The organism is Desulfosarcina sp., assembly GCF_046496365.1.
In the GTDB taxonomy this organism is placed as follows: Bacteria; Desulfobacterota; Desulfobacteria; order Desulfobacterales; family Desulfosarcinaceae; genus Desulfosarcina.
Map to the genome: position 1 here is coordinate 1 of NZ_JAWOHB010000156.1, position 18,305 is coordinate 18,305.

The window sequence follows — 18,305 nt, forward strand, 5'->3', positions numbered from 1 at the left end:
GCCGAACTGCAGGTGCACGCTGATGTGGTTGGTGTCGCTGATCACTGATGATAGGCATTGAGCGCCCGCAGGCGCAAGGCCAGTCCGCTGTAGAAAGGGTTGGCCGTCAGGGTGGCCACATCGCTGAGATGGCGGGCGGTGCGTCCCAGGGCCTCATAACGCCGTTGCTGGATCTGAAGCAGACCGGTCAGATCCACGTGTATGGGATAGAGGAAAAGCAGACCGAACCGGTCTATATCCCCCTGGTTGGCATCAAGCAGGCGCTGAGCCAGCTCCAAATCACCCTTGGACAAGGCCAGCTTCATGCAAACGATGTTTCGCAGTGCGCGGTACTCCGGATAGGCGGCGGCCACCAGATCCTGGATGGTGGCCAGGGCTTTCTCCGCCGCGGAAAATTCGCCGCTAAGGGAAAGCCCGAAAACGTGGATAATGGTAGCGTTGACCGTAAGAATATCGTCCCGGATGGTGCCGGCCAGCAGCATGGCGTTGCGGCAGGCGGAGAGGCCCTTTTGCAGGTCCCCGGCACCGGAGATGTACCCAAAGGCCACCTGCATCCACAGCACGGCCTTGGCAAATGGGTAGTATTCGTTTCCACTCACCCTTTCGATAAGCTTCCAGGCCGATTCGAGCCAGCGTTTGAGGTCTCCTGCCGGATGGCTTATGAAAATGGCGGTCTCGATGAGGTAAGCCAGTGTCATCAGTTGACCCCGCTGATCTCCTTCGGCGGCGAATCGGTTCAATAATTTTGAAAAGGCCGTTATATTCCTGCGCCCGCCGCTGATGCGATCCCCCGCCGCCCGATAAAACGAAAGCCAGGCATCGTCCTGAAAAAGCGAATCGGGCAGCATGTCGATCCACCCGGCCAGGTCGGCAAAACGGCCCTGAGCGGATAGGCCCATGGCAATTTTTTTTATTCCAGCCGCCGCTTTGTCAAAGCTTTGGGCTTGCAGAAATAAACGAATGGCACCCTCGAAATTGCCTTCATCCCAGATCAGATCCGCAGCCCTGATGAGAAGGACCCGCTGCTCCGGCTTGTCGAGTGAATTTTGGAATTTATCGAGCAGAAAATCACGGAAAAGCTGGTTGTAGCGATATCCCCAACCGGTGCTGGGATCGAAAAAGGGGTGGATGAATAAATTCCGTCGCACCAGGTCGGCCAGAAGGCAGTCGATTTCCTCTTCCGTGGTGTCGCCCAGGTAGCAGGCAATCAGCTTCGCATTGATTGTGTCGAATATGGCCGAACGAATCAGCAACTGTCGCAGGGACGCCTCCAGGCCCGAAAAAAACGCTTCGGAAAAATAGGCCGACCGTCTGCCTTGCATGGCAGTGGGGAGTCCATTGTTGATAAAACCGATGCGCTGGTCCTCGGGAACATGGCTTAACGCTTCCCACACCAGAACCAGTCCACCAGCCCATCCATCGGTGATCTCGTGAATTCTGGTCAACTGGGGCGGAGCCAGATGCAGACCATGCAGGTCAAGGAAAAAACGGAAAATCTCATCGGTGGTAAAGGCCAGATCATCGTTGTCCAAAACCAGCAGTTCATGTCGCATTTGCAGCGCGTCAAGGGTCAGTGGCGGAATCTCACGAGACACCATCAACAGGCGGCTGGGTGGAAAAATAACCTTGCGCATGATATCGATGACTGCCAGGCTGCCTGGGTTGCTGAACAGATCATCCAGCCCGTCAATCACCAGACGAACCGGAGCCTTGGCAATAACCGTTTGCAGAAATACCCCGACCCGTTCGGCAATACGGGCGGGACTCGATTCCGGCCCGAACGTGATAGCCGGGTTTTTCAGAAATGGGGAGACATCCAGTCCTGGTTGGGCCGCGTTGATGGCATGGACCAGCAAGTGGAAAAAATTGACCGGGTCGTCGTCCGAGGGATCCAGGTGCATCCACGCACCAACCGGACCGTCGAGGCGGACAATCTCTGCCGCCAGCGTCGTCTTTCCCTGGGCTGCCTGGCCAGTGATCAGGATGACTGGCACGGCACCCGCAGCGGAGACGCGCTGAATCAGACGAGACCGGGAAATGATCCGGGAAAGGTCCGGCGGAACAATTTTGGAATGGGTACGAGGGTCAGCCATGGCGCTCAGTTTTTCAATCAGGTTGCCTGAAGATCAAACGGGCGGTATTAGATGCATACGTCCACGACATGGATATACAACACATGGCATACCCGGTGCAAACACCATGAGCCCGAATGCGGAAAAACAGAGACGCCGACGACGACCGCGATTCCTAGGATTCTCACCATCAAGGAAATCGTTGCAATTATACTTGTTTCAGGTATCATTACCCTGTCTACGATCAGTGACGCCGGATCAAAAATCCATTTAATCCCAACGCCGCCCCGAACAATGACCTTTGCAAGAAACACGATAAAAACGGTTCTGGTCATCGACGACGAAGCAGCCACCTTGACCATGTTCCGTCTGTTTCTGAATGCTTATGGATATACCGCAATGACCGCCGAAAATGGCGCAGCAGGGCTTCAACTGCTTGGAAAACACCACCCGGACATCGTTTTCACTGACATTAAAATGCCCGGTATGAACGGGTTCGAGGTGCTGAAAACAATCAAGCGGGAGGCCCCGGCAACAGAGGTCATCGTCATAACCGGCCACGGTGACATGGACCACGCGGTTCGCGCCCTGAACCTCGAAGCCACCGACTTTATTACCAAACCCATCCGGCGCAGCGCGCTCGATGCCGCCCTCAAACGCGCGGAAGCACGTCTGCTGAACGATCAGCGGGGTATCGTTCCCGTTCAGATGGATATTTCGTCGGATGTGGCCATCCTGGTGATTCGTGGCACCTTGTCCGGCGCACACAAAGCGCTGCTCATGGCACTGATGGACCAGGCATCAGCTGCTGACGCAAAGGGAATCGTGCTCAGGTTCGACGAGCATGCAGCGGTCAATGGGACCGGCATCGCCCTGCTGACCCGCCTCATCGCCGAAGCCAGATCGGACGGAACCCGTTTTTGCATTACCGGCCTGTCGGAAAATTTCAAGACCATCTTCAATATGGTGGGCGTCACACGGCTCGCCCCCTACATGGATACGCTGGAGGCCGCAGTGAAAGCCGTCAGCCAGAATGCAAGGTCGTGATCATCACGGGTGTTTGTGTGCATATGGTTAAAAACAAACTTGCGATTTTGAATCCTAATCCGTATAAAAATTAAAATTTTTTGTATTCGTCCGTGAGCACATGGTCGTCCACGCAGCAGCGTTTCAACGAGGAGGCACTATGGTCGATGCCCGAAGCTGGGATTGGGAGCGCGGTGAAAAAAAGATCCCACTGGATTCCTGGAAAAAGGAATACCGATGGGTTGAAGAACCCTATGTGAGCCCCGACGGCGAGAAAGTCGCCGCCATTGTCAACCTTGACGAGGGCGAATTCACCGTCCGTGCCAACGGTGAGGCCTGGGGAGAAGCGGTATTCGATAAGATCTGGCATCTGCGTTTCTCGCCGGACGGCCGCCTGACCGCCCTGGTTTCGGAAATGGGCGAGTGGACCATGGCCGTGGACGGGGTGGCCTGGGAGAAAAAATTCGGCTACATCTGGGAGCCCCGCTTCAGTGCCGACGGCACCAATATCGCCGCCGCGGTGCAGCAGGATATGAAGTATGCCATGGTTCTTAATGGGGAACCCTGGAAGCAATTTTATGCCAACATGACCTATTTTGCCCTGAGCCCGGACGGCCGGCATACTGCCGGCGCCGTTCAGGTGGCGGATGTGGACTCGGGAGAAATCCATAAATTCCAGCAGGGCAGCTTCACTGCCGCCCTGGACGGCCGACCTTGGGACATGCGCTTTGTCAATGTCTGGAACCTGGCCATCAGCCCGGATGGAAAGCACCTGGCGGCTGAAGTCCGGCTCAACCTTTACGAATACACCATCGCCGTGGATGGCGTACCGTGGCAATCCCGCTACACAACCGTCTGGGAACCGGTATTCAACCCGGTCACCGGAACCGTGGTGGCTCCGGTTAGGGAAAAGGGAATGTGGGCCTTGGCCGAAAATGACAAACCTGTCTGGGACCGCCGCTTTGTCCAGCTCTGGCACCAGATGTTCAGTCCCGACGGAAGCCGGCTGGCCGCCGTCGTGGCCCCTAAATACGGCCGCTGGACCATGGCTGTGGACGGGGTGCCCTGGACGGCTACTTTTTCCACATTGGTTACCGACGCGACCTTCAGCCCCGACAGCAGGCGAATCGCCGCCCTGGCCAAGGATGGGGAGACCTTTAGGGTGGTGGTGGACGGCAGCCCTTGGTCCCAAGCCTGGGACATGGCCTGGAAGCCGGTCTTCAGCCCGGACGGCAGAGATGTGGCCGCCATGGTGGAAAAAGAGGGTCAGTACACCTACACGGTGAACAACCGGGTCTGGTCCATGTCCTGTGACGCCGCCTGGGAGCCGGTCTTTAGTCCGGACGGAGCGCAGCTGCTGCTGCGCACCCTCGAAGCCGGCAACTACGTGCGGCGTATCGTGCCGGTTGCTGATATCGTCGGTTAGGAGAAACTTATGCATACCTTCTACAACTTCGTGAGCGGACCGCTGGCATGGGTCGCCTTTATTCTCTTTTTCGGCGGCAGTATCTATCGAATTGCCAGTCTGTTGAAGCTGGTAGCCGACAAAGAAAAATTCATCTTTTCCTATATGAGCTGGCGCTATAGCCTGAGATCAATAATCCACTGGATTACCCCTTTTGCCACCGTTAACTGGCGGCGGCAGCCCGTGCTCACCGTCGTCACCTTCGCCTTTCACCTCTGCCTTCTGGTCACGCCCATCTTTCTGCTCTCCCACGTGGTTCTCTGGGACGAGGCATTCGGAATCAGCTGGTGGACACTGCCCGACGCCGTCGCCGATGCCATGACGATAATCGTCATCCTGGGAACCGTCTACTTCCTGGTGAGAAGACTTACCCAGGCGGAGGTAAAATTTGTCACCTCGCCTTCGGACTTCGTGATTCTGGCCATCGTGGCGGCTCCTTTTATTACGGGGCTGATTGCCTACCATCAGTGGTTCGCTTATCCACTGATGATGTCCCTGCACGTGCTGGCCGGTAACATCATGCTGGCTGCGATTCCCTTCACCCGTCTCAGCCACATGCTTTTCTCGCCCTTTACCCGGGCGTACATGGGTTCCGAATTCGGCAAGGTTCGGCATGCCAGGGACTGGTAGGGCAGCGGTGTAAACCAATCAGCCGCCGGGGGCGTTCAAATCCGGTGGCTGCTGAAAAGGAGTTCTCGAAATGGCCGAACCGTCAAAAAAAGAAGCCACCCCGGTCGTCGACGAAGGAATCGATGTCGGCATCTCACGGCTCACGGAGGAGAAAATCCAGTCGGTGATCAACAGCGTCATTGATTCGGAAACCGGCGCCCGGTTAAAAATCTATGTGGAAACCTGCATCCATTGCGGCCTGTGTTCGGAAGCCTGCCACTATTACCTGTCCCACGACAACGACCCCCATTACTCACCGGTGGGCAAGGTTAAACAGACCATCTGGGAAATGTTAAGGAAAAAGGGGCGTGTAAGCCCGGAATTCATTCGCCAGGCAGCCATCATCGCCCACACCGAATGCAACTTGTGCAAACGTTGTGCCCAGTACTGCCCCTTCGGCATCGACATCGCCTATCTGATGAGCGTGGTGCGCCGGATCATCCACAAGCTGGGGGTCACTCCGCTATACATTCAGGACACAGCCCACAGCCATTCCGTAACCATGAACCAGATGTGGGTCAAGGGTGATGAATGGCCCGACACCCTCCAGTGGCAGGAGGAGGAGGCCCAGGCGGAAATCCCCAACCTGCGCATCCCCCTGGAAAAAGAGGGTGCAGACATCATGTACAGCGTCATCGCCCCGGAGCCGAAGTTCCAGGCCCAACTGATTTACCAGGCGGCTGTCATCATGCATGTGGCCGGCATTAACTGGACCATGCCCGCCTCCTTGGGCTGGGACAACAGCGACATGGCCATGTTCACCGGCGACAATGAAATCATGGGCCGCATCAAGCGCACCCACTTCGAGACCGCAGCCAGGCTCAAGGTGAAAAAGATCGTCATGGGTGAGTGCGGCCACGCCTTCCGCTCGGTCTACGACATGGGCAACCGCTGGCTGGGATGGTCCATGCCGCCCTTCACCATTGTCCACGCCATCGAATTCTATTACGATCTCATCAAAGCGGGCCGTATCAAGATCGCCAAAAAGTACAAACCGCCGGTCACCCTTCACGATCCGTGCAACGTTGTGCGCGGCGGTGGGCTGCATGAAAAGGCGCGCTACGTGGCCCATGCCCTGTGCGAGAATGTGATCGAAATGCACCCCAACCGGGAGCACAACTACTGCTGTGGTGCCGGTGGCGGGGTGATTAACACCGGCCCCCCGTTTAAGATGACGCGCATCGAGGGCAACCGGGTCAAGGCCGAGCAGCTCTTCGGGGCCAAGACCAAAGGCGCCGAGGTCCTTGTGGCACCATGCCACAACTGCCACAGCGGCCTTCACGACATCGTGCACCACTATGAAATCGGCCTGGAAATCAAATTCTTCGGAGATATCATTTACGAAGTAATGGAAAAGCCTGTGTGAAACCGGGAGGAAATATGAAAATCGTCCCACGGATGGCCCTTTCATCCCTGATTGGAATCCTTTTCGTCCTGACCTCGGCATGGTCCCAGGACGACATGACTGCCGTGGACAACTCGGTCTTCAGCAATCCGCAGCGCACGCCGTCGGTGTTCGTACATGACGAACACAATGAAGCGGCGGATATTGACGACTGCGCCGAATGTCACCACGTCTACGCAGACGGCGAGCGGGTGGAAGGTGAATCCTCGGAAGACCAGCGTTGTTCGGAATGTCACGATCTGGAAGGCTCCGACGACCGGCCGACCTTGATCAAGGCATTCCACACCCATTGCAAGGGCTGCCACCAGGAACTGAAAAAGGGGCCCATCATGTGCGGGGAGTGCCACAAGAAAGGACAACCGTGACCGCGGCGCATTGACAGACCTGATTCCAGCCCCGAGAAATTGATACAAAAAGCAATGCTTAGGAGCCTTCTTCCATGCCAAAAAAAATTCTCATCATCGATGACGACCCTATTGTGGTGAAATATCTGGAAGCCGTTTTCAGCGACAACGGCTACGAGACATGCACCGCTTCCAGCACCATGGAAGGCCTGGATGTGGTCAAAAAAGAGAAGCCCGACCTGATCACCCTGGACCTGCAGATGCCCGGCGAATGGGGGCCCCGTTTCTACAGAAAGTTGCGTAAGGACGACGAGCTGCGCGACACCCCGGTCATCGTGGTCAGCGGCATCGACGGTGACCACGCGATCAAGGACGCCATTGCCTTCGTCAAAAAGCCCTTCGATCCGGAAAAGCTGGTGGGGATTGTGAAAAATACCATCGGTTGAATTGACGCCACCGCAACCGAATACGGATGACAATCGATTTCCAGTTCGCGGTAAAGGCCTTCCATCTGGAGCTATTTTCTGCAGAAAAAGTGCAGATTGAACGCATCGTCGGGTATTTCCATCACCGCAACCCGTCTGAAACCGGCCTGCCCAAGCATCCGTTCGGCCAGCTGACGGCCCCACATCATCCCCAGACCGGCACCGTCATCCACAAGCCCCACCGGCATACAGTGCATCAGGCTGACCGTATACAAAAATGCCCCCATGGGGTGGTTTCGGTTGCCGTCCAAACTGCTTTCAGCGGCAATGTCGATCATGGAAAAGGCCCCGTCGTCTTTTAATATTTCATAAATTCCCTGCAGCGCCTCCAGGGGACGGGTCTGGTCATGGATCGCATCGAAAGCGGTAATGTAGTCAAATCGTCCGGACAGGTCGTTGGAATGACGCAGGCCGGCCGCGTCGCGCTGTTCGAACCCGACATTGGTCAATCCCTTGGCCTGGGCGTCGAAACGGGCCGTATCAAGCGCTTCACCGCTGATGTCGATGCCGGTAAACCGACTGGCGGGAAAGGCCTGGGCCATCAGGATGGTGGCGACCCCCTGGGCGCATCCCAGGTCGCAGACCTGGATGCCCCGTTGCAGGGCCTTGACTATCCGTCCGCCATCCACCGACGGCAAAAAAACGTCCACCAGCACCTGACGGTGTTTGGCCTCCCCCAGTTGCCCCATAAAATCATGAAAGTCAGGATACTGTTCATAAGGGATTCCATCACCAGTCTGAAAGCCCTGAACCACACGTGCCATGGCACAAGTCGTCAGCAGGGGTATCTCCTGGGTGTAAACTCCTAAATTGGCGCTGCCGGCCCGGCGGGCAAGCACATCCCCATGGGATTTGGGCAGGAAGAACCGAGGCTCGTCGTCATCACCCCGGACCAGGTCCACAATGCCTGCACAGACCATCACCCCCAGCCACTCCTGCATGTATCGGCGGTTGAGCCCCCCCGCACTGCAGATTTCATCGACCGTACACGGCCGGTTTTGGTCATCCAGCACATCGAAAACCCCGCTGCGGTACCCGATACCCATGGCCAGGTTCAAGGCACCATAATTGAGGATATCCACCATTTTTCCCTGAAAGGGGTTGGCATCATCAGACATGTTTTGCCTCTTATCCGCCTTGACGGATTTAAAAACAACCGGCGGCGGTCACTGGTCCGTCTCCAGCAATAGCCGCATCTGATCGGGCAGCCCGCCTGACATGAAGGTGGTCGGTTCGACTGCACCGGGCAGACAAAGGGTCAGGGCATGGGCATGCAACCCCAGTCGACTGAAGTCGGAGTGCCGGCGCAGGAAAACCAGCGCACGACCCGAACCGTAGCGTCGATCCCCGACAATCGGATGGCCGGCCAGTTTGGCGTGCCGCCGGATCTGATGTTTTCGGCCGGTCAGCGGTTCGCACGCGACCAGGGAATAATGCAGGCTGTGGGCCAGCGTCCGCCATCGGGTGGTGCAAGGCATCCGCTTGCCCTTACCTGCGGGGTCGTTCCGCCCGGCGGCCTCAGCGGTCAGCGGCCAGTCCCATTCAGACCCGTCAGAACTGCCGTGCAGCCCTTCAAGACGGCCATGAACCAGGGCCAGGTAGTGCTTGCCAACGGTCCCGGCGGCGAACTGCCCACCGAAAAAAGCCAGTTTTTCCGGATCGCCGGCCAGCAGCACGAGGCCGCTAGTGTCCCGGTCGATGCGATGGACGGCATGAATGGCGGGTACATTCCGGCCCACGGCCGGCAGATGTCCCTTGCGCACAGCAGTCAGGGTCAGTGAACACAGGTCTCCTCCCGGATCGTTGTGGATGCTCATCCCGCAGGGCTTTTCCACCACCAACCAGCCCGTACCGCAGGCCACCAGCGCAATCCGGAGCGCGCCGAGATCGATCCAGGTCGGGGGTGCGGATCCAATCCGCGGGCTGGATGGGTTCATCGGAAAAGGTGCTCCATGGCCGTTCGGGCCCCGGCCTGCGCAACATCCCTGGACGCCATGCAGGCCAAGCCCGTCGGCAGATACCCTTTTGAGAAGTTGCAGACACCTCGTGGCATGTCACATCCTCCTTGGTCAGGTGAGCACCGCGGCGATGGCATCGCGCATGCGAACCAGCTGGGGGCCTGCATCGGTCTCATTGGCCATCAGCCCAAAAGCGATGGCCAGGGCTTTTTGCCGATCCGCCCGGCTGGGCAGCAGACAGGTCAGGGCGGCAAGAGCGGCTTCCGGTGAAGCAGCCATAAGACTCGACTGCATTTTGACCATTGAACGCAAGGCCGGTCCATGAAGATCCGCCAGGCGGATGTCCTGGCCGGCCAGGGCGTCATATGCAGCAAGTTTCCGGCGACGGGTACCGCCGCCGGCATGGGCCAGGGCGGTCATGATCCTGACCACCGCTTCGGCGAACCCCCCCGCGTCGATCGGTTCCAGCGCGTCGGGCCGGAATGCGGACGTTTCAGCATCGCCATGGCTGCATTCATCAGACGACAGTGCACGAATCCACGGATTATCGAAAACCGCATAAAACCAGGATTCAAATGCCTGATCGCGAATATCGCGGTACAGATTCAGGCTTTTGGATACTGTTTCGGAAAAGATATGTTGCATGGCCAAAAAGGGGTTGTCCGGCGAGACGGGACGCCGTTGGTCTTTCACGTTTTCTGCAAGGTGGCCCAACGTGGACATCAGCGGGTTCAGGTCGGAAAAGCCATAACGCGACGTTCGCAGCGGATGCAGCTGACGGAGGGTTTCGGCCGCGGCCGCGGTCACCCCGGTCTTCACCCAGGGCCGCACCATCCACCGGTAGGCACTGTCGTTAAGTCGGGAGAAGGTCTCTGCCGCGAAAAAGGCTTTTTCGTCAGCAATGCCATCGTCAAGGGCCAAAATATCCGCCATCTCCCGCGCTTCGAAATCCACGTGCCGGATGCCGCCTGGTGCTTCGTCGGTGATCACCATTTCATAAAGTCCAGGTGAAAGATAGTCCATCAGGTCAATACTGGCTATGATTTCACGGTGTTCTTTGCGCGAGACCCCCGCAGAGACAAAAATACCCAGATGGCCGATGGTACCGTGGACCATGTAAACAATGACCTGGCGCCGCCGTCGGATTTCGTCAACCGACCCCCACACGGCCGGGATCCAGTTGAGGGCCTGCTGGGGGGGGGTGATATTGTCTCCCCGGGAAGCAAAGACCATGATGGGACCCGTGAGCGCCTTCAGATCCACCCGCCGGTCGTTCATCACCAGTTGCCCCCGTTGGGCACGGTTGCCCACGAACAACTGGTCCACGATGAAATGAATCTCTTCGGATGTAAGCATGAAATAGCCGTTCCACCAGCGCTCGAAATCCAGGTAGCGGTCGGCTTCCGTATCCACCCTGGTCCACAGGTGGTACTGCTTGTCCCACAAGGTATTGGCTGGGTTGAGGTCCTCGAAACCGGCCACCAGATGGGCACCGTCGAAAAAATTGTTGCCCAGATCTCCCCATAGCGAGGCCTGCCAAACACCGCCTGTCAAACCACCCTTGTAGCGCATGGGATGGGTCCCCTTGACCCCGGCCCAGTAGGACAGCGGTGCACCATTCAACACGATGGGTCCGGTGATATCGGACCGCATGGCCCCTAACAGTGCGGTGGCCCACCCGGCCTGACAATTGCCGATGATGGCCGGGCGGCGGGCTTGCGGATGGCGGTCCCGGACCGCCTCGACAAACCGGGCCAGCGCCCGCTGAACATGATCCAGGGTCTGCCCTGCGACCGGCCAGGTGCTGAAGAGAACCACATACACCGGATAACCCTGATCCAGAGCCATTCCGATTTCGGAATCCTGTTTGGCGCCGCCGATCCCCGGACCGTGACCCGCCCGGGGATCGATGATGATCACCGGACGCCGGGTTGCACTGGTGCATGAGGCCGCAAGCATTGACCGTCGGTTTTCCTCTGCAGGGGGAGGACCTGATGCGGATGACGCCCGGCGATCCCGTATTCTGGCCAGATAGTAATTGGTGGGCGGGTCGATCGTTCGACCGTCAAGCAGAATGTCGTAGGAAAAAGCCAGTACCGGCGGTTGACCCCGTCGGAGATGGTCGAGGTACTGGTTCCCCCGGCGCCTCATGACATCGGCAAATAGTATAGCCCGCTGGAAATAATCACCGGCATATTCAACAGCATCCGTTACCCAGCGCAGGGGCGGACCAGCGGGAGCGAAAAAATTCAAATCGGGCATGGGCACCTCGGGGTGTCGGAACCGCCTGCGCTGTGCTTGCGCATGGCACCAAACGGGTCACCCGACACATTGGGCGGTTAAATGGGTCACCGGTTCGTTGGTGGATCGCTTTCACCCTTGCCCGGTGGTTCCAGGTGGGTCGAAGGCGTGTTGTTGCCTGTGGTGGGCGGCCTGGGGACACCGAATATTTCCAACATGGCTTCCACGGAGGATACTCCGGACATCACCTCCGGCATGCGTCGGGACATATCCACCCCCAGGTCGAGCCATTTGTCGAACTGATGGTCAAAAGCCTTGCGGGTGGCAATGTAATTCTGGATGGTTTTTTCCAGATATTTTTCAAAAAAATCGCCTAACAGGTTGTCCCCGAATTGAATAATCAGGTGCAGAACCGGCACCGGCAGCAAATTGTTTCTGCGCTTGGCCGCTTCAAGAATGACCTGCGTGAGGATAAAAGCGGTTACATCCTCCCCGCTGGTGGCGTCCTGAATCCGCACCTGCTCACCGGCGCGGATCATTGCAGAAACATCTTCCAGGGTAACATAGCGGCTGTTCCGGGTATCGTATAGTCGGCGGTTGCTGTATTTTTTCAACACGATGGGATCAGGCATGAATTCTTTTCCCTTCCAAGTTTGACACACTGCAACATATACCACACTTTAATTTGATCCGCGAATCCTTTTAAAATCAAATATACACAGCCTCGGAAATTTTACAATGGCAAGTCATTTTTTTGTGCATTGCAACAATTTCCCATTGACATCTGCCGGTGGCAATCTATATTTAAGCCATACACGAGACCAGCCAATCACATACCAAAGGAGAGTCAGTATGGATCAGAAACAAATCTTCAGGCAAATGGTGGATTTCAACAAAGGCGCCTTCAACAATGCTTATAACGCCATGGTCATGGTTCAGGACCAGACCGAAACCCTGGCCAACACCATGCTCAACCAGGCGACCTGGATGCCCGAAGAGGGCAGAAAAGCCATCCGCGAATGGGTTGATGCCTTCAAGAAAGGTCGGGAGGAGTATAAGAAAACAGTCGACGAGGCCTTTAAAAAAGTGGAGGACTTCGTTTAAGCCGCTACGTACCAAAACCCTCGGAAAGGCAGACGGCCGCGCTTCATGGACGCAGGCATGACAAGACCAAGCCGATCGGATAGGCAACGCAGCAGTTAACCAGGCGCAGCTGTTTATTGATCTGCCTGCCGAGGGCCGCCGCGCAAAGGGGAAGCAGCATGATTGGTAAAACTTTCGACCAGCTTAAAACCGGGGATTCGGATCGATTCTCAAAAACAGTCACCGACGCGGACATCTACCTGTTTGCCGGCGTCACCGGCGACTTAAACCCGGCCCACATCGATGAAACCTATGCACAGGGCACCTTCTTCAAGACACGGATTGCTCACGGCATGCTGTCGGCAGGATTCATATCGGCCGTGATCGGCATGCGCCTGCCAGGCCCGGGGACCGTATACATGAAGCAGACGCTGGAATTTCTGGCTCCGGTGCGAATCGGGGATACGGTGACCGCCACGGTGGAGGTGATCGAAAAAATGGAAGAAAAAAAACGGGTCCGCCTGAAGACCACCTGCGTCAATCAAGAAGGCACCAAGGTGCTCGATGGCGAGGCGCTGGTAAGCCCGCCCCGCCAGCCGAAAACCGTCTGACCGGGCATGGATGTCGATCGTTGGGGGGTCTGTACCGCTATTTGGATTCGGGCCGCCAGCGCCAGTTTTCGTAGTAGTCCCAACTCACCATGGCGTTGAGCTGTTTCAGTTCGGTGTCCTTTGCGTGGATGGCGGCCTTCATCACATCACCGCTGGAAACCATGCCGATGCTCTGGCCATCTTTTTCGATGAGCAGGTGACGCACCCGCAGCCCCAAAAACTTGTCCATGAGGTTGTAAACGCTGTCGGTGTGCGGAGCAAAAATGAGATCTCTGGTCATGTATTCCTCGATGCGGGCAGTCTTGGGATCAAATATACCCTCGAGGCTGTTGCGCATCAGATCCCGTTCCGTCCAGATCCCCACCGGTTTGTCGTCACGCGTCACCAGAATCGCTCCCACCTTACGCGCGTTCATCTTTTTGAGCGCATCCAGAACAGTGGTCCCCACAGGAACACAGAGAATATCGCTTCCCTTTTCCTGGATCATATCATTGGCCGTCTTCATTTTTCGCCGCCTTTGTCGAAGGGGTTGCCTGAAACCGCTTCAGCCGGTTGTCGGAAGGTGACTGAGAATCGCACATGGATCGGGCTGTCTGCGGCAATACCATGCTGGTTAAGATAAGCCTTGGGGCCACGGTCTGTCAACGCTCGACTAGCTGTGTGTTGACACCGGCCGACCCACCCCGTTATAGTCCTTTCTGATTCAGTGCCGATCGGCGTCACATGGCACCCCATTGCGCATTGCTTCAAGGGAAAACCAAAAGCGGCGAGGCGACGAAGCAGGCAGCTGTTAACCGGTCACCGGATCGTCTAAAAGAAACCCCTGCCGTCTGGATTTGAACGCAACATGGGATCTTGACCCCCCAATGCGGCGGTATGTATATGCAACGTCCCCCCAAAACCCTCGTCTCCGGAATCAGGCAGCTTTTCCAACGCCGTTCGCCTGGAGACATGCAGTTGGGCCAGGTTCTGGTGGACCGGGGCATTATCACCGACAGACAGCTGCAAACCGCCCTCGACGCCCAGCGGCAGCGACTGCTTGAAGACGGTCAGGCCGTCCGCCTGGGACAATTGATTACCGACCTGGGAATAGCCTCCGAAGCTGCCGTGGTGGAGGCAATAAATTCCAACTTCAGAATCTCCGTTGCATCCCTGTCGGACAACATCCGTGAACTCATACGCCGTCAACGCGGTCCCCTGGCCGAACGGCTTCCCGCCCCGGCCATCCCGATCTGGCTCAAGCTTAGCGTCGGCGCGTTGCTGATCGTTACGGTCACCACAGTCTCGTTCAGCATCTTCATCATCAGCAAGCAGAAGGCCCGGCTCTTCGACCAGACGGTCACCCTGGGGACGGTAAGCCTCAATTATTTTGTCAACAACGCCCGTATTCCGCTGATCGACGATGACATTCTGAGCCTGAACACCCTGATCAAGGAGGCCAACGAGACCGAAGGTCTGCGCTATGCGGTGGTAACCGACACCCGGGATCTGATCCGGGCTCATACCGAGGTGGATCGGATCGGCACGGCGTTGGCAACACCCAGGCCGACGGCATTGCAGACAACCCGGGGCAATATCTCCTATTTTTCTTTCGTTGCCGATTCCGGGGAACAGATCCTGAACCTGACCCGGGAAGTGCTCTTTCAGGACAAGATCGTGGGGGCCGTCCATGTGGGCGTCTCGCTGGATTTTATCGAACGGATGGTGGACAGGGAAAAGGGCTCCATCCTGTTTATGACCCTAGTGATGATGACCATCGGCCTGGCCACTGCCATCTTTTTGGGAATTCGTTTTTCCCGGCCGATTTCACAACTGGTGGCCGCCACCGAAGCCATCGGCAAGGGAGACTACCGTTATCGCGTGGAGCTCGACAGGCAAGACGAGTTGGGCAACCTGGCCACCGCCTTCAACCAGATGGGGGAAGAACTTTTCCGGCACACGCTGACCCGCCAGTCCTTCGGAAAATATGTGGGTGAGGAGGTGCTCGAAATGATCATCGCCGACCCGGAAAAAATGTGGCTCAAAGGGCACAAGAACGACGCCACGATTCTTTTTGCCGATATCCGGGGGTTTACTGCCTATGCGGAAGAGCGGGAACCCGAGGCGGTCGTGGAGTTGCTCAACACCTATTTCGAAATCGCCACCCGCGCCATATTGGACTTCGGGGGGTACGTGGACAAATTCATCGGTGACTGTGTGCTGGGCGTATTCGGTGTGCCGGTGTTCAGGAAAGATCATGTGGAACGGGCGGTGAGGGCCTCCCTGGATCTCATGGATCAGCTGCACCGGCAACATGCGCATGCCAACCCCCTGCTGTCGTCCGTGGGTATCGGCATCCACACCGGCCCCATTGTGTCCGGAAACATCGGCTCCCAGGCAAAAATGGAATATACGGTCATCGGCGACACGGTCAACCTGGCGTCGCGCCTCAGCGACCTGGCCACCCCCGGTGAAGTTCTGGTGACGGAGGCCGTTTACAAAAAGCTGCATGCAATGATCAGCGTTGAAAAGGCCGGCACCCGCGCCATCAAGGGTAAAAACGCACCCGTGGAAATCTTTCGGGTGACATCCATCAGACAACGGGCCCATGTCAAATCGACCGATTGATTTTTTACCTGGACCGTGGAAGCCTGCGCTCGCGTGCAAGGTTTTCCGGGTTGCCGTCGTCTGCGCAGCCCTGCTGGTTGGTTGCGGCCTGCGCCCCCCGGCCCTGTGTGGTCAGCAGAAAAACGCCGCATCCGCCTCCGTGCCGCCCCTCCTCGTGAACCCCCGCCAGGAAGAAGCGCCGGCCGACATGGCCCGGCGCTATTTGAACGATGCCTCCAAGGGGTGGATGATTCTTGAATATAATGAAGTTGATTATGTTTCCCCAGGCCGGGCGGTCATGGTGCCCATGGCCCCGTTTCGACCGGGAGGCCTAACCCCTGGCGGCTATCAGAGTGTACCCGTCTTGGCCTATGTGGATATCGGCGAGGAATCAGGGCGCAAGCTGCGGGTTGCCCGGTCGGCATTCAACCGGCAGATGCGCTGGTTGAAATCCGAAGGCTTCACCGCCATCACCCCGGACCAGTTGGTCGCTTTCATGGAATTTCCCGGCCAACTGCCCCACCGGTCGGTGCTGATCACCTTCGACACCGTATCCTCAGCGCTCGATGAGATCGCCATTCCGATCTTGACAGAGGTGGGATTCACGGCCACGGTGTTCGTGGCCACCGCCGGCGTAGGCCGCAAAGGGGCCATGTCCTGGGACCGTATCCAGGAATTACACGCCAATGGCTTTACCATCGGATGCCGGGGCCGAAGCGGACAGTCATTGACCCGCCTTTCCCAAGGAGAACCGCTTGAAGCCTACTTCAAGGCGGTGGAATCCGAAATGCACCTAGCCCGCAAAACGATCGAAATGCACCTGGATGCACCCTGCCGGTTCCTGGCCTATCCGCACGGCGACACCAACAGCCTGGTGGCCGCCATGGCCGCCAAGCTAGGCTTTTCGGCGGCGTTCATCCTGTCAGCGGGAGACAACCCCTTTTTCGCCGACCGGTTTGCGATCCATCGAACCGTCATCGACGGCGGAGTCGTCCCGGAGCGATTCGCCAGCTTGCTCACCACCTTAATCCCGGCGGACCTGAACTGATGAGACACCGGCTGCTTGCCTGCGCATGTATAGCCGCTTTTTGCCTTTTGGGATGCGCCGGCATGGTGGACTCGGTGTCGGAATATATACACACCGGTCCCTGGTGGGCGGCTGCGCAAGTCGATGACATCCGCGCACGGGCCCGCCAGCTGGAATCAAGAGGCGACCTTGCCATGGCATTGGATCACTGGCGGCTGGTTCAGCACATAAAAATCAATCAGACGGAGGCTCGTCGCGAAATAGCCCGCCTCGAAAAAAAAATCACCGCAGCAGTTCAGATGCACTATCAAGACGGCTTGGCGCAACTGGGCAGCAAAAACCTGCCGGCAGCCCGCAACCGATTTCTGGCAGCCCTGCGTCTTAATCCCGATTTTCAGCCGGCGCTAAAACAAGTTGTTACCCGCTTTTCACCCTTTCCCCTGGCAGTCTACCAGTCGGTGTCCGGTGATCATCCGGCTTCCGTCGCCAAAAAAGTGTTTGGTGATGCGGACAAAGCCTTTCTCGTGGCCTGGTTCAACGATCTGCCCGAAGACGCCGCACTGATCCCCGGCACCCTGCTGATTCTGCCCAAACTGGAAAAAGATCCGCCAAGGCAAGCCATTAAAAAACAACCGCCCGATCAACTGGCCGAAGCCAGGGCACGTTTGGCCGACAATGACCTTGACGGCGCGTTGACCCAGGCCGAACAGGCCCAAAAAAACAACCCCGACGCCCAGGCACTGATCCACACCATCCGCCTGAAAATGGCTGAGGCCCAAATCGAATCTAACCAATTGGAAGCCGCACGACAGTCTTTAGCCTTGATTCCCGACGGGGTCGCGGGCAAGGCCGCGGCGCTGGAAAGGCTAGAGATTGCCTTGTTCGAACAGCAGACAGCCCTGATCCTCAAAAGGGCCCGGAAGCATTTTGATCAGGGAGATTATCAGCAGAGTATCGACGGGGTCGAAAGGTTGCTCAAGGAAGCGCCGGGAAATGCCGATGCCCGCGATCTGGCCGCCGAATCACGCTATCGGCTGGCCCTTGACCACCTCGATCACAAGCGTCTTCTGGAGGCCCGGCAGGTGCTGGAAAAAACCGATGCGGGTCATGGCGCCAGCATGGCCCTGAAGGAAACCGTCCGCACCCGATTGGCGGAGATGGCTCAGATTCATTACCGCAACGGGGTCAAACACTTCATCAACGAAGATCTTAAATCAGCCATCGCCGAATGGGAGATGGCCTTGATCTGCAACCCGCAGCACGAAAAAGCCCGTGAGAACATTACAAACACCCACCGGCTCATGCAAAAACTCGAGACGATGCCCTGATCGCC

17 protein-coding genes are annotated in these 18,305 nt (G+C 57.4%); 11 read left to right on the forward strand and 6 right to left on the reverse strand.

Annotated features, from left to right (window positions below; translation table 11 throughout):
* Window positions 1-41 precede the first annotated feature (41 nt).
* The gene (locus R6V78_RS15350; protein WP_410290252.1) at window positions 42-2,093 is read right to left on the reverse strand and encodes a hypothetical protein; all 2,052 of its coding nucleotides are present in this window, start codon (window positions 2,091-2,093) and stop codon (window positions 42-44) included.
* A gap of 273 nt (window positions 2,094-2,366) precedes the next feature.
* Here R6V78_RS15350 and R6V78_RS15355 point away from each other — a divergent pair, with 273 nt between their 5' ends.
* From R6V78_RS15355 to divK, 6 genes are all read left to right on the forward strand, one after another.
* The gene (locus R6V78_RS15355; RefSeq protein WP_410290253.1) at window positions 2,367-3,119 is read left to right on the forward strand and encodes a response regulator; all 753 of its coding nucleotides are present in this window, start codon (window positions 2,367-2,369) and stop codon (window positions 3,117-3,119) included.
* A gap of 139 nt (window positions 3,120-3,258) precedes the next feature.
* Complete coding sequence (gene tmcD / locus R6V78_RS15360; protein ID WP_410290254.1) at window positions 3,259-4,524, forward strand: electron transfer complex subunit TmcD; 1,266 nt, start codon at window positions 3,259-3,261, stop codon at window positions 4,522-4,524.
* A 9-nt stretch (window positions 4,525-4,533) separates the two neighbouring features.
* Window positions 4,534-5,193 carry a TmcC family electron transfer complex membrane anchor subunit gene (tmcC, locus tag R6V78_RS15365; protein WP_410290255.1) on the forward strand — a complete coding sequence of 220 codons (660 nt, stop codon included), beginning with the start codon at window positions 4,534-4,536 and terminating at the stop codon, window positions 5,191-5,193.
* A gap of 70 nt (window positions 5,194-5,263) precedes the next feature.
* Window positions 5,264-6,598 (forward strand): electron transfer complex ferredoxin TmcB, encoded by a 1,335-nt coding sequence (gene tmcB / locus R6V78_RS15370; protein ID WP_410290256.1) that lies wholly within the window; start codon window positions 5,264-5,266, stop codon window positions 6,596-6,598.
* Window positions 6,599-6,612: 14 nt separating this feature from the next.
* Entirely contained in the window at window positions 6,613-7,002 is a 390-nt protein-coding gene (gene tmcA / locus R6V78_RS15375) for an acidic tetraheme cytochrome c3 TmcA (protein WP_410290257.1), read from the forward strand.
* A gap of 74 nt (window positions 7,003-7,076) precedes the next feature.
* Window positions 7,077-7,427: a DVU0259 family response regulator domain-containing protein gene (gene divK / locus R6V78_RS15380; protein WP_410290258.1), complete on the forward strand. Its 351-nt coding sequence runs from the start codon at window positions 7,077-7,079 to the stop codon at window positions 7,425-7,427.
* Window positions 7,428-7,498: 71 nt separating this feature from the next.
* Here the strand turns inward: divK and R6V78_RS15385 are convergent, their stop codons facing one another.
* From R6V78_RS15385 to R6V78_RS15400, 4 genes are all read right to left on the reverse strand, one after another.
* Complete coding sequence (locus R6V78_RS15385; protein ID WP_410290259.1) at window positions 7,499-8,584, reverse strand: class I SAM-dependent methyltransferase; 1,086 nt, start codon at window positions 8,582-8,584, stop codon at window positions 7,499-7,501.
* Between the two features lie 48 nt (window positions 8,585-8,632).
* Window positions 8,633-9,403, reverse strand: a complete 771-nt coding sequence (locus tag R6V78_RS15390; RefSeq protein ID WP_410290260.1) for an RluA family pseudouridine synthase — start codon at window positions 9,401-9,403, stop codon at window positions 8,633-8,635.
* 132 nt (window positions 9,404-9,535) lie between these two features.
* Window positions 9,536-11,686 carry a DUF3141 domain-containing protein gene (locus R6V78_RS15395; protein WP_410290261.1) on the reverse strand — a complete coding sequence of 717 codons (2,151 nt, stop codon included), beginning with the start codon at window positions 11,684-11,686 and terminating at the stop codon, window positions 9,536-9,538.
* Window positions 11,687-11,772: 86 nt separating this feature from the next.
* Window positions 11,773-12,297: a polyhydroxyalkanoate synthesis regulator DNA-binding domain-containing protein gene (locus R6V78_RS15400; RefSeq protein WP_410290262.1), complete on the reverse strand. Its 525-nt coding sequence runs from the start codon at window positions 12,295-12,297 to the stop codon at window positions 11,773-11,775.
* Between the two features lie 220 nt (window positions 12,298-12,517).
* On the opposite strand from R6V78_RS15400, the gene R6V78_RS15405 reads away from it, so the two are divergent.
* Window positions 12,518-12,769, forward strand: coding sequence for a hypothetical protein (locus tag R6V78_RS15405; protein WP_410290263.1), 252 nt, complete (start codon window positions 12,518-12,520; stop codon window positions 12,767-12,769).
* Between the two features lie 158 nt (window positions 12,770-12,927).
* Window positions 12,928-13,359: a MaoC family dehydratase gene (locus R6V78_RS15410; protein ID WP_410290264.1), complete on the forward strand. Its 432-nt coding sequence runs from the start codon at window positions 12,928-12,930 to the stop codon at window positions 13,357-13,359.
* 37 nt (window positions 13,360-13,396) lie between these two features.
* Here R6V78_RS15410 and R6V78_RS15415 read toward each other — a convergent pair whose 3' ends face one another.
* Window positions 13,397-13,864 (reverse strand): cyclic nucleotide-binding/CBS domain-containing protein, encoded by a 468-nt coding sequence (locus R6V78_RS15415; RefSeq protein ID WP_410290265.1) that lies wholly within the window; start codon window positions 13,862-13,864, stop codon window positions 13,397-13,399.
* A gap of 377 nt (window positions 13,865-14,241) precedes the next feature.
* On the opposite strand from R6V78_RS15415, the gene R6V78_RS15420 reads away from it, so the two are divergent.
* Genes R6V78_RS15420 through R6V78_RS15430 form a run of 3 tightly spaced genes read left to right on the forward strand, consistent with a single transcriptional unit; the run spans window position 14,242 to window position 18,300 of the window.
* Window positions 14,242-15,966 carry an adenylate/guanylate cyclase domain-containing protein gene (locus R6V78_RS15420; protein ID WP_410290266.1) on the forward strand — a complete coding sequence of 575 codons (1,725 nt, stop codon included), beginning with the start codon at window positions 14,242-14,244 and terminating at the stop codon, window positions 15,964-15,966.
* Window positions 15,947-16,993 carry a polysaccharide deacetylase family protein gene (locus tag R6V78_RS15425; protein ID WP_410290267.1) on the forward strand — a complete coding sequence of 349 codons (1,047 nt, stop codon included), beginning with the start codon at window positions 15,947-15,949 and terminating at the stop codon, window positions 16,991-16,993. Before R6V78_RS15420 ends, R6V78_RS15425 begins: the two co-directional genes overlap by 20 nt.
* Window positions 16,993-18,300, forward strand: coding sequence for a tetratricopeptide repeat protein (locus tag R6V78_RS15430; RefSeq protein WP_410290268.1), 1,308 nt, complete (start codon window positions 16,993-16,995; stop codon window positions 18,298-18,300). The genes R6V78_RS15425 and R6V78_RS15430 overlap by 1 nt, the downstream gene beginning before the upstream one ends.
* Window positions 18,301-18,305: the final 5 nt, after the last annotated feature.